Below are 11,792 nucleotides of genomic sequence, written 5' to 3' on the forward strand. Positions count from 1 at the left end.
GGCGGCGAATCCGCCGCGGTGCGGGCCGCTCCCGGCCTCTCACCGCACCGGGCCGCGCAGCCGCGGAGCCCGCGCCACCGGGTCGACACCCCGGTCCGGCGCGGCCTCCCGCGCCACCTGCTCCGCCAGTTCCTCGGCCCAGCCGATCAGCTCCGCGACGCCGATCCCGTACGGCCGGGCCGAGGCGAAGCCGCCGAGCGCCGCCGCGCCGCGCCGCAGCAGCCGCGCCCCGCCCGTCGCATTGCCCCGGGCGGCGTGCGTCAGCCCCACCGCCAGCTGCGCGAGCCCGCGCCACAGCTCCCGCTCCGCCTCCGGACCCGACTTCCACGCGTCCTCGAACACCTCGTGCGCGTGGAACGGCATCCCCGCGTCCAGCAGCCGCTGTGCCTCGCGCACGGTCTCCTCGGGAGTGCGCACCACCCCCTCCGGCTGCCGCGCGATCCCCGTGCTCCCGTACGGAAGCGGGCGGCCCAGCCCGTCGCGCGGGCGCGCGTTGCGCGCCCTGCCCCCGGCGTCGCGGTCCCTGCGTTTCTCGTCCACTCCTCGATTGTGCCCGCACCCGCGGTGAACTGTCCGAACCACTGTCCGTCGACCACCGTTCACGACTAGTGTCGAATCCACACGCACCACCCCTGGGGAGGGTAGGGATGAAGCCGTCCCGGCCGCTGTACGAACGCGAACCGGAACTCGCCGTCGCCGCGCAGGCGGTGGACGCACTCTGCGGTGCCCAAGCCGTCGGCGGACTGCTGATCTTCAGCGGTGAGGCCGGCATCGGCAAGACCGCGCTGCTCGGCGAGATCCAGGCGATGGCCGCCGACCGCTGCACGGTCTGGTCCGCACGCGGCGGCGAAACGGTCACCTCCGTGCCGTTCCACGTCGTGCGCCAACTGCTCCAGCCCGCCTTCGACCGGTTCCCGCCCGACGAGGTCCGGACCCTGTTCGGCCCCTGGTACGAGGTCGCCGCACCCGCCCTCGGACTGGCCGAGCCGACCGGCCCGCAGCCCGACCCGCAGGGCGTGCGCGACGGCCTGGACTTCGTCGTCGGCCGCCTCGCCTCCCGGCTGAGCCATCGTCCGCTGCTGCTCGTCATCGACGACGCGCACTGGGCGGACGGCGAATCCCTCGCCTGGCTCGCCTCGTTCACCGCCCGCCTCGGTGAACTCCCGGTCCTGGTCGTCCAGGCCCACCGCCCCGAGGAGCTGGCCGCCCGCGAGAAGGACGGCGGGCTGGGCGGCGCCCATCCCGCCCAGGTCCGGGTCGCGCTGCGCGCCCTCACCCCGGACGCCACCGCCGAACTGGTCCGCGCGGCCCTGGGCGAACACGCGGACGACCCCTTCTGCCGCGAGGTGTGGGCCGTCACCGGTGGCAACCCGTACGAGGCGGTCGAGCTCGTCGCCAAGGTGCAGGACCGCGAGCTGGTGCCGCTGGACGAGTCGGCCGGACTGCTGCGCGAGCTCGGCGCCTCCGCACGCGGCAGCGGACTCGTCGCCCGGCTCGAACGGCTCGGCACCAACGCCACCCGCTTCGCCTGGGCGGCGGCCGTCCTCGGCACGGACATCTCCCAGGACCTGGCCGCCACCCTGGCCGGAATGACCTCGGCCGAGGCCGCCGACTGCACCGCGCGGCTGCGCGAGGCACGGATCGTCACCGGCTTCGACCCGCTGGAGTTCGTCCACCCGCTCATCGCGAGCGCGGTCTACCGCTCCATCCCGCCGGCCACCCGCACCGCCATGCACGGCCGGGCCGCCTGGGCGATCAGCAGGGCCGGGCTCGGCCCTGCCGCGGCCTCCCGGCACCTGCTGGAGGTCCACCCGGACGACGACCAGGAACTCGTCGAGCAGCTCCGCGAAGCGGCCAAGCAACACCTCGCCGTCGGTGCCCCGGAAGCCGCCCGCCGCTGCCTCGAACGAGCCCTGAAGGAACCCCCGCGCGAGCGCGTGAAGGCCACCCTCCTGTACGAGCTGGGCTGCGCCACCCTGCTCAGCTCCCCGGCCACCACCGTCCAGCACCTGCGCGACGCCCTCGGCATGCCCGGACTCGACGACGACCAGCGCGTGGACGCCACCTACCGGCTCGCGGCCGCGCACTCGCACAACAACCAGCTCAAGGAGGCCGCGAGCGCGCTCGCCGCGGAAGCCGCCCGTACCGCACCGGGCCCCGGCCTGATGCGGCTCCAGGCCGCCCACTTCCTCTGGGAGGGCATGCAGGCCACCGAGGACGACGGCCCCGGCCGCTCCGCCCGGCTCGCCCGCAACGCCGACCACCTGCACGGCCGCGACAACGCCGAACGCGCCCTGCTCACCCTCCGGGCCTTCGACTCCATGCTGCGCGGCGAGAACGCCCAGCTCGTCGTCGACCTCTGCGAACGCGCCCTGGTCGACGGGCGCCCGGCCCGGGGACTCGGCTGGACCGACACCGAGTGGGGCTTCGAGCTGCCGACCCTGGTCGGCATCACCTACGCCTTCACCGACCAGCTCGACCGCGCCGAGGAACTCTTCGGCGAGGCCGTGCGGGCCTTCGAGATCTCCGGCTGGAGCGGCGCGCACCTGGCGTTCGCGCACACCCTGCTCGGGCTGGTCCACCGTCGTCGCGGCAGGCTGGCGGAGGCCGAGGGCTTCCTGCGCGAAGGTCTGCGCCTCGCCGACCGTGTGGGCAGCGGACTGCCGGTCCACTGGGACGCGGCCTGCCTGCTCATCGACACCCTGGTCGCCCGGGGCCGGGTCACCGACGCCCGCGAGATCGCCGACCGCTACGGATTCGGAGCGCCGTACCCCAGCGCGATGGTGCTCCCCGACGGCCCGTGCGTACGCGGCCGGCTGCTGCTGGCCGAAGGCCGTACGAAGGAGGCGGTCGCCGAGCTCGAAGCGGCCGGTCACGGCCTCGAACCCCGTGGCAGGTTCAACGGCGTGTGGGCCCCCTGGGCCGGTGACCTCGCCCGAGCCCTGGCCGAGGAGGACCCGGCCCGAGCCGCCCAGCTCGCCGGAACCGCACGGGTGCACGCCGAACGGTTCGGCACGGAGACCGCGATCGGCGAGGCCCTGCGCTGCCTGGCCCTCTTCGCCGCTCCCGAGGAGGCCACCCGCCTGCTGGCCGAGTCGGTCCGCCACCTGGAGTCGTCCCCGGCCGCGTACGAACACGCGCTGGCCCTCGTCGACTACGGCATCGCCATCCGCTCCCCGCGGGAACTCGCCCGAGCGTACAAACTGGCCACCGCCTGCGGCGCGGAATCCCTGGCGAACCGCGCCCACCAGGCACGGGCGTCGATCCGGTCCTCGGAGTGAGGTAATGTTTGTCCTGCGAAGCCGCCCGGTGGAACCGGGAAGGTGTTTCGCGCCGGGACGTGGCGCAGCTTGGTAGCGCACTTGACTGGGGGTCAAGGGGTCGCAGGTTCAAATCCTGTCGTCCCGACTGGAGACAGTCGTGGGTCAGGGCCGGTTTGGGAGAAATCCGAAACCGGCCCTTGATCATTTTTAGGGACCAGTTGGGGACCGGTGTCCTCGGCCAGGCCCAGCGGTCAGGACGATGGGGCTCGGCAGTGAGCGCGGTGCGCGCAGTCCACTGAAGCGGGCCGAGAGTGCCGCCCCTGCGGCCGTGATTCTGCGTATGTCCGGGTACGGACCTGAGGGCAGAGATCACGCTGGTGGTGTCCTTGCCTGCGTCCCGGACGAGCGCGACGCGGGGAGTGGCGTTCGACCGCGTGGCGATAGGGCTGGTCTTCGCACCGGTGATCAGGCCGCCTTCCCTGTGGCCGGGAACAGCCCGGTTCTCCGGCCTCAGCGGGGCGTTTCGCGGATGGAGACCGCGTCGCGGACGCAGCCGCGCTGCTGACCTGCGGTGGAGGCGTTCTTCGGGCGGCGCATCGTGCGCTGGCGGCGCACAGGGGAGACGAGTTCCTTCTTCAGTACGCCTCGGTCCCGGATGAACAGGCTTTCGCAGATCGTCTCGTGAGACACCTGCATACCGTCCTCGGGCGCGACGGTGCGGGCGAGCCAGCCAGCGATCGGACGCGGCGGCCGGTCTTCGCCCAGCTTGCCCGTGACGGTGTCCCACGAGGCCGGACTCTGGTGCGGCGAAAAGGACTTCGGGCGCCGGGCATGGTCCCAGGAGCCCTCGTCCGCGCGAACGGTCCGGTACCTCCCACGCCCGCCGTGACAACGGCCGGAGCTTCGACTCCGACGACTTCCTCGCGAAGGCTTGCGGGTACCGGGGCACAGCCGCTGGCACGCCTCAAGGGAACCCGGACACCCGCACGCCGGTACTCCTGCCGGACAGGTCATACCTGGCCAGGACCAACGAGACCCGGCTGAGGATCACCGATGCGCACATCACGGTGACGACCGCTCCGGGTCACGTGCCGTGGCCGGGGCCGACCGCGACCGCGGTCAGTATCAGGCCGCCGCGCAGTGACCAGCTGCCCTTGAACGTGGTGAGGGGGTGGCCGTCCAGGAGGGGGCCCGGGCGGAGGAGGCGGGCTTCGAAGGTGCCTGTCCGGGGGGTGGTCGCGGACAGGGTCAGTTCAGCTTCCTCGAAGGCCAGTTGTTCCTTCGTCAGGGGGTACCAGGCCTTGAAGACGCTTTCCTTCGCGCTGAAGAGAATCCGGTCCCAGGCGGTCGCGGGGGCCCGTCGCGTCAGCGCCGTCAGCGCGCGCCGCTCGGAGGGCAGGGCGACGGTCTCCAAGACCCCGTCCGGAAGCGCGCGGTGTGGTTCCGCGTCCACGCCCAGGGAGCGTAGGCCGGGGGAGGCCAGGGCCACCGCCGCCGCGCGGTAGCCGGTGCAGTGGGTGAGGCTCCCGATCACGCCGACGGGCCACCGGGGTGCTCCCCGGCCGTCCGCGGTCACCGGGACCGGTGGCTGGCCCAGCCCGGACAGGGCGCGTCGGGCGCAGATTCGTACGGTGGTGAACTCGGCGCGCCGGGCCGGTACGGCGTGTGCCACCAGGGGCTCTTCCTCCGGCAGCAGTCCCTCGCCGGGCGCCAGCGTGCCGGGGGGCGGATCCCCGAAGGACTCCGCGGCCACAGCGCCGGGGGGCAGTATCTCCTTGAGCACGGGGGTGTACTCCTTTCCACCGGATGCTGCCGGGTGCCGGGTGCCGGGTGCCGGGTGCGGGCGGCGGGCGGCGGGCCAGGGGGAAGTGCCCGCCGCCCGGTGGCTCAGCTCCCGACGCGGGTGCGGGGGCGCAGCTCCAGGAAGGCGCCCCTCGCGGGGAGGGTGGAGACGCTGCGGCTCTTCGTGGCCTCCGGCGCGGGGTCGGTGCGGTGGAGCTCGCAGTTGCCCAGCACCTCGCGCAGGACGGTCTTCATCTCCAGCAGCGCGATCTTGTCGCCGATGCAGCGGATCCGGCCGCCGCCGAACGGGATCCAGGTGTAGACGCCCGGCTTGTTCCCGAGGAAGCGCTCCGGGCGGAACCGGCCGGGCTCGGGGTAGAGCTGGGGGTCGCGGTTCATGAGGTAGGCACTCGCCCACAGGACCATGCCCGGCTCGAAGCGGACCCCGCCGATCTCGATGGGCTTGACGACGGTCCGGGGGATGATCTGCGGGATCGAGGGACGTACCCGGAGCACCTCCTGGACGGTGGCGGTCAGGTACGCGTCCTCCGTGCCCGCGTCGATCTCCGCGACCAGCCGCTCCAGCGCCTCGGGCTCACGGCTGAGGAACTCGAAGGCCCAGGAGATGGCGGCGGCGGTCGTCTCGGTGCCCGCGAGGAAGATGGTCATCATCTCGTCGCGCAGTTCGGTCTGGGAGAGGGGGGTGCCGTCCTCGTGCGTGATGCCGAGGAGCACCGAGAGCATGTCGTTGTCGAGGTCCCCCACGGCCCGGCGGTCCGCGACGGCCCCGGCGATGAGGGCGTTGGCGCGCTCGCGCAGGGTCAGGAACTCGTCCAGCCCCAGCGGGCGGATCATGCGCAGCACGCGCACCGCCGCGGGGGACATCTTGTGGATCATCATGGCCGACGCCATGCTGTTGTTGAACTTCATCATCCCGATGAGGACTTCGAGGAGCTCGTCCCACTGGGCGGGCACCACCCGTCCGAAGATGACCTCACGGATCACGTTCAGGGTGAAGCGGTGCACCAGCGGGTGCAGCGGCATGGCCTCGTTCCGCGGCCACTTCGCCACCTCCTCGACGGCCATGCGGCTGACCGACTCCTCGATGCGGTTCAGCGCCTTGCCGTGGAAGCTCGGCATCAGCAGCTTGCGGCGGGTCTTGTGGGCGTCCTCGTCCAGCCAGGCCAGCCCGGACTGCCCGGTGAACTTCTCGATCGTGGCCGAGCCGGTCCCGGTGTGCAGTACGTCGGCCGGGGCCAGGAACATCTGCTTGATGTCCTCGGGGGCGGAGAGCACGTACAGCGGGCGGGGAGGAACCCGGATGCGGAGGGCGAAGCGGTCCCCGTACTGGTCCTGGCAGCTCTCCACGAAGTCCGCGGGGTTCTTCCAGTACGAGAGGATCTGCCGCAGCGCCGACATCTTGGGCCCGGGCAGAGCCTCGGCGGGGAGGGCAGGCCGGGTGCGGGGAGCGGCGGCCGCGGTGTGGTCCACGGGGCATCCGGCCGCGGCGGGCGTCTCTCCGGCCGTTCCGTTCGCGGGATCCGCCTGCTGGGGAGTGTTCATGACTGCCGTTCATCCTTTCGAGGTGCGCGGGGCGGGCGGCGGTGTCGTCCGCCCGCCCCTGCGCGCGGGTGCTGACGTGCTGGGGTGTTGGGGGTGCTGGGGTGCTGCCGGGGTACGGGTCAAGGTGCGGGCGCGGCAGCCGCGGGGGCGCGTCCCGTGCCGATGAGGAGCATCGCGAGGCCACCGGCCAGCCCGCAGCCCGCCATGAACAGCCAGGTGGCGTGGAACTCGGCCAGCGCGGGCCGGGAGCCCAGGACGGCCGCGACCACGGCGACCCCCAGGGCGAGGCCGACCTGGCGGCACATCGACATCAGGGCCGTGCCGGTGGCGAAGCGCTCCGGTGGCAGCGGCAGGGTCGCCGCCCCCGACAGGCTGGGCAGGACCAGCCCCGAGCCGATGCCGGCGACGATGCCCGCCGGGAGGAACGCGGACGCGTAGTCCGGGGCGACGGCGGTCGCGGCGGCCCACCAGGCGCCTCCGACGGCGAACAGCACGCTGCCGGCGAATCCGACCCAGCGGGCTCCGTAGCGGGAGGCGAGGATCCCGCCGGGGACCGCGCACGCGGCTGCCATCAGCGGGCCGGGCGCGATCTCCATCCCGGCCCGCAGGACGGAGTGCCCCCAGACCTGGGTGAGGAACAGGGTGGAGCCCAGGATCATCGCCCCGAAGCCCGAGAAGAACAACAGGGTGGCCAGGTCTCCGAAGACCACCGAGCGGATGCGCAGGACGGCGGGTTCCACGATCGGCGAGGGGTGGCGCAGGACCCGCAGGGCGCTGTACGCGAGACCGAGCGCGCCTGCCGCAGTCAGTACGAGCACCCGGGCACTGCCCCAGCCCCAGGACTCGCCCTGCACGATCGCGGCGACCACGGCCGCGATGGCCGCGGCCAGCACCAGCGCGCCGGTCACGTCCGGGGCCGAGCGGCCACTGTCCCGGATCTCGGGAAGGACCCGCCAGGCCACCAGGACGGCGACGAGCCCGAGGGGCAGGTTGACCAGGAACACCCAGCGCCAGTCCGCCTGGACCAGGAGCCCGCCCACCGGCGGTCCGGCCGCGGCGGCCGCGCCGCCCATGGCCGCCCACAGGCCGACCGCGGCACCGCGCTTGTGCGCCGGGAACAGCGGCAGCATCAGCCCGAGCGAGCTGGGCAGCATCAGCGCGCCGCCGACGGCCTGCGCGATCCGGGCCGCGACGAGCACGCCCAGGGACGGCGCGAAGGCACAGGCCGCCGAGGCGATCGTGAACAGGACGAACCCGGCGATGAACGCCCGCTTGCGGCCGGACCGGTCGGCCCAGGACCCGGCGGGCATCAGCAGCGCGGCGAAGGCGATCGCGTACGCGCTCAGTACCCAGGAGAGGTCGCCGAGGGAGGAGTCCGGGAAGGACCGGGCCAGCTCCGGGAAGGCGATGTTGACGATGAACAGGTCCAGGGACGAGACGAAGACCCCGGTGAGGACCACGGCGATGGACAGCCCCCGCCGGGCGGCGAGGACCTCGGACACCGGCCCGGAAGCAGGTGCGGGGGCCGGGGCGGCCCGGCCGGTGGTGTGATGGGGGCTCATGCTTCGATCCACCTCTCCGTGGCGTTCGCGGTGTCCGCGGACGCCGATTCGATCAGGGCGAAGTGGTCGGCGGCGACCTCCACGTCGTCGTCGGTGATCTGCCAGGCCGGCCAGGACTGACCGGTGTCGCCGAGGAGTTCACCGGCGCGGATGAGGAGGCTGCGCGCGGAGATCCCGGCGGCCGGGCGCTCCGTGAGGAGCCTCATGTACGTGCCCATGGAGAGCCAGTTGGCGTCGTCGACGACGATGGCGGCGTCCTCGCGGCTCAGGATCTCCGTCATCACCATCGAGAAGACCCGGTCGGTCTCCTCCTCTCCCTCCGGGGTCGGAGTGTCGATCATCACCAGGGGAACCGGGGAGGCCCCGGAGGCCTCGAACCGGGCCGAGAGGGAGTGGGCGACCACCCCGCCGATGGAGTAGCCGACGAGCACGAACGGGTCGTCGCCAACGGCGTGCCGGATCGCCTGCTCAAGGACGTCGACGGCCGCCTCCCAGGTGGCCGGTACGGGCTCTCCGCCGCGGAAGCCGGGCAGGGTGCAGACGTAGACGTCCCGTCGACCTTCGAACTGGTCCGCGAACCGCATGAACTGGTGCGGGCCCGAACCGACCACGAAGGACGGAACGCAGACGATCTTCAGCCGTTTCTCGGCCGTGTCACCGGTGGCTTCCCCGTCCTGCCGGGACGCGAGCCGGACGACGTACCCACGGGTGTCCCCGAGCTCGGCAGCGGAGGCGAACGAGCTCTGGAAGCGCGAGGCCTCGGTCAGCAGCGGCACCGTGTGCCGGATCGAACCCGAGGTGTGCGCGTGGCGCAGCAGCGTTCCCAGGGTGCCGAGAACGGACCGGCTTCCCGTGCCGCCCGGCAGGGCCGCCGCCGCGGACGCGGGTACCTCGCTGAGGGCGGCCGCGGTGGTGAGGGTGTCGCTGATTTCGGTGAGGAGGTGGTGGGCGACGGCGGTGGGGTTGGGGTGGTCGAAGACGAGGGTGGAGGGGAGTCGTATGCCGCTGGCCTGGGTGAGGCGGTTGCGGAGTTCGACGGCGCCGAGGGAGTCGAAGCCGAGGTCCTTGAAGGCGCGTTCGGGGTCGACGGTGTCGGGTGTGGTGTGTCCGAGGACGGCTGCGACGTGGGTTTGGACGAGTTCGACGGCGATGTGTGTGCGGTCGTTCTCGGTTGCGGCGGCGAGTCGCTGGACGAGTGAGGCGGTGGTCGTGGTGGTGTGCGTGCTGGTTCGGGTGGGGGTGCGGACGAGGCCGCGCAGGAGGGCGGGGAGCATTCCGGCGCGGGCCTGGTTCCGCAGTGCCGCCATGTCCAGACGCACGGGAACGGACAGATGGGTGTCCGTGCGCCGCAGCACCTGGTCGAAGAGGTCCACACCCTGTTCGACGCTGAGGGCTCCGACACCCGCGCGTTCGAGGCGGGCGAGCTCGGCTTCGTCGAGCGTGCCGCCCATACCGCCGGCTTCGCCCCACAGGCCCCAGGCGAGGGAGGTGGCGGGCAGGCCCGCGGCCTGCCGGTGGGCGGCGAGGGCGTCGAGGGTGGCGTTGGCGGCGGCGTAGTTGGCCTGACCGGGGCTGCCGATGATCGCGGCGACGGAGGAGAAGAGGACGAAGGAGGAGAGGTCGAGGTGGGTGGTGAGTTCGTGGAGGTGGAGGGCGGCCTGGGCCTTCGGGCCCAGTACGCGGGCCAGTTGGCTGGGGGTGAGGGTTTCGATGGTGGCGTCGTCGAGGATGCCGGCTGCGTGGATGACGGCGGTGAGGGGGTGTTCGAGGGTGTTGATGAGGTGGGCGAGTTCGTCGCGGTTGGTGACGTCGCAGGCGGCGATGTCGACGTGGGCGCCGAGGTGGGTGAGTTCGGTGACGAGTTGGGTGACGCCGGGTGCGTTGGTGCCGCGTCGGCTGACCAGGAGGAGGTGCTTGGCTCCGTACGTCTTTGCGTAGTGCTTGGCGAAGAGGGCGCCGAGGCCGGTGGTGCCGCCGGTGATCAGGACCGTGCCCTCCGGATCCAGGACCCGGTCCGGGGCGGGCGCGGGCGCGTCGGCGCGGGTGAGGCGGGGGACCAGGGTGCGCCCGGCGCGGATGGCGAGCTGCGGTTCGTCCAGGCCCGCGAGTGCGGTCCAGTCCATGCCCGTGGTGTCGGTGTCGTCCTCGATGTCGACGAGGAGAAACCGGTCGGGGTGTTCGGACTGGGCGCTGCGGACGAGGCCCCAGACCGGCGCCTGCGCCAGCTCGGGGGTTTCACCCGGGGCGGTGGCGATGGCGTTGCGGGTGGTGATGACGAGGCGGGCGTCGGCGAGCGCGTCGGCCGCCAGCCACTGCTGGAGCAGCGTCAGCGTCCGCTCGGTGACCTCGCGGACGGTGGCATCGGCGGACTCCACCACCGCGACCACCAGCTCCGGCGCCGGACGCCCCGAGGCCACGGCAGCGCCGAGCTCCGCCAGATCCCCGTATTCCCCGCCCAGCACGGTGATGTCGGCCTTCGCCGTGTCACGTGGGGCGGGCGCGGCCGTCCAGTCGATCCGGAACAGAGAGTTCTGCCGCCCTCCCTGGGCCGCCTCCAACTGCTCCCGGCTCACCGGACGGAAGGCCAGCTTCGCCACGCTGACGACGGGCTCGCCCCGCTCTCCGGCGACATCGACACGGAGCGCGTTTTCACCCGCAGAGGCGATCCGGACCCGGACCCGGTCCCGGCCGGTCTCGCCGAGCCGAACGCCCGCCCACGAGAACGGCAGGCCCACCGAGGGCCCGTCACCCTGAAGCAGCCAGTCCAGACCGCTGTGCAGGGAGGCGTCGAAGAGGGCCGGGTGGATGCCGAACCCACCGGCGGTCTCGGCATGGCCCTCAGGCAGAGCGACTTCGGCGTAGACCGCATCGCCTGCACGCCAGGCGGCCTGCACGCCCTGGAAGGCCGGACCGTAGTCGAACCCGATGCCGGCGAGACGGTCGTACAGGGCCTCGGCGCTGAAGGGCTCGGCTCCGGCGGGCGGCCACTGCGCGGCCCAGACCGAGGGATGCCCTACCTCGGCGGACAGCGTTCCACGGGCGTGGCAGGTCACTTCACGGACCTCGCCCTCCGCGTGGTCCTCGGCGCGTGAGTAGAGGGCGACCTCGCGACGGCCGTCCGGTGCGCTCTCGCCGACGACGACCTGGAGCTGAACGGACGCGTTGCCGTTCAGCAGGAGCGGCGCCTCCATGACCAGCTCGTCGAGTACGGGCGTGCCGGCCCGGTGTCCCGCGGCGAGCGCCAGCTCCACCAGCGCCGTGCCGGGGACGATGACGGTCCCGAGGACCACGTGGTCCTCGACCCAGGGCTGTGCAGGGGCCGAGATGCGCCCGGTGAACAGCCACTCGTCACGGTCGCCGACCTGGGCGCAGGCGGCGAGCACCGGGTGATCGATCTGTCCGAGCCCAGCCGCGGTGACGTCGCCGGTGCTGCCGTTCGTGCTGAGCCAGTAGTGCTCGTGCTGGAAGGCGTAGGTGGGGAGGTTGGTGGTGCGGGCGCCGGTGTTGGCGTAGTAGGTCTGCCAGTCGATGGGGATTCCGGCGGTGTGGACGTGGCCGAGGAAGGTGGCGAAGGTGTGGGTTTCGGGCTGGCGGGTGCGCAGGGTGGGGGTGAGGACGAGGC

Annotated in this window: 7 protein-coding genes, 1 tRNA gene and 1 pseudogene; 3 read left to right on the forward strand and 6 right to left on the reverse strand. The window is 72.8% G+C overall.

From position 1 onward, the window contains the following. Positions 1 to 39 precede the first annotated feature (39 nt). Positions 40 to 540 carry a DUF309 domain-containing protein gene (locus tag ACFVWY_RS16750; RefSeq protein ID WP_389872426.1) on the reverse strand — a complete coding sequence of 167 codons (501 nt, stop codon included), beginning with the start codon at positions 538 to 540 and terminating at the stop codon, positions 40 to 42. A gap of 107 nt (positions 541 to 647) precedes the next feature. Between ACFVWY_RS16750 and ACFVWY_RS16755 the strand changes: the two genes are divergently transcribed. Beyond that, a complete protein-coding gene (locus ACFVWY_RS16755) occupies positions 648 to 3,281 on the forward strand; it encodes an ATP-binding protein (RefSeq protein ID WP_389872429.1) in 2,634 nt (877 codons plus the stop codon). Between the two features lie 53 nt (positions 3,282 to 3,334). Beyond that, positions 3,335 to 3,408, forward strand: a tRNA-Pro gene (locus tag ACFVWY_RS16760). A 365-nt stretch (positions 3,409 to 3,773) separates the two neighbouring features. On the opposite strand, the gene ACFVWY_RS16765 is transcribed toward ACFVWY_RS16760, so the two are convergent. Next, positions 3,774 to 3,953, reverse strand: coding sequence for a hypothetical protein (locus ACFVWY_RS16765; protein ID WP_389872431.1), 180 nt, complete (start codon positions 3,951 to 3,953; stop codon positions 3,774 to 3,776). A 200-nt stretch (positions 3,954 to 4,153) separates the two neighbouring features. Here ACFVWY_RS16765 and ACFVWY_RS16770 point away from each other — a divergent pair. Then, positions 4,154 to 4,348 (forward strand): annotated as a pseudogene (locus ACFVWY_RS16770) (IS4 family transposase); the annotation flags it as partial. Here the strand turns inward: ACFVWY_RS16770 and ACFVWY_RS16775 are convergent. The 4 genes from ACFVWY_RS16775 to ACFVWY_RS16790 all read right to left on the reverse strand — a co-directional run. Further along, positions 4,348 to 5,046, reverse strand: a complete 699-nt coding sequence (locus ACFVWY_RS16775; protein WP_389872433.1) for a 4'-phosphopantetheinyl transferase — start codon at positions 5,044 to 5,046, stop codon at positions 4,348 to 4,350. The pseudogene ACFVWY_RS16770 and the gene ACFVWY_RS16775 overlap by 1 nt on opposite strands. Positions 5,047 to 5,150: 104 nt before the next feature. Beyond that, positions 5,151 to 6,608 carry a cytochrome P450 gene (locus tag ACFVWY_RS16780; RefSeq protein ID WP_389872436.1) on the reverse strand — a complete coding sequence of 486 codons (1,458 nt, stop codon included), beginning with the start codon at positions 6,606 to 6,608 and terminating at the stop codon, positions 5,151 to 5,153. 119 nt (positions 6,609 to 6,727) lie between these two features. Further along, positions 6,728 to 8,170, reverse strand: coding sequence for an MFS transporter (locus ACFVWY_RS16785; protein WP_389872438.1), 1,443 nt, complete (start codon positions 8,168 to 8,170; stop codon positions 6,728 to 6,730). Continuing rightward, the coding region (locus ACFVWY_RS16790) for a type I polyketide synthase (protein WP_389872441.1) at positions 8,167 to 11,792 on the reverse strand (3,626 nt) is incomplete at its 5' end. The genes ACFVWY_RS16790 and ACFVWY_RS16785, both read right to left, overlap by 4 nt.

This window comes from Streptomyces sp. NPDC058195, from assembly GCF_042883525.1.
Classification (GTDB): domain Bacteria; phylum Actinomycetota; class Actinomycetes; order Streptomycetales; family Streptomycetaceae; genus Streptomyces.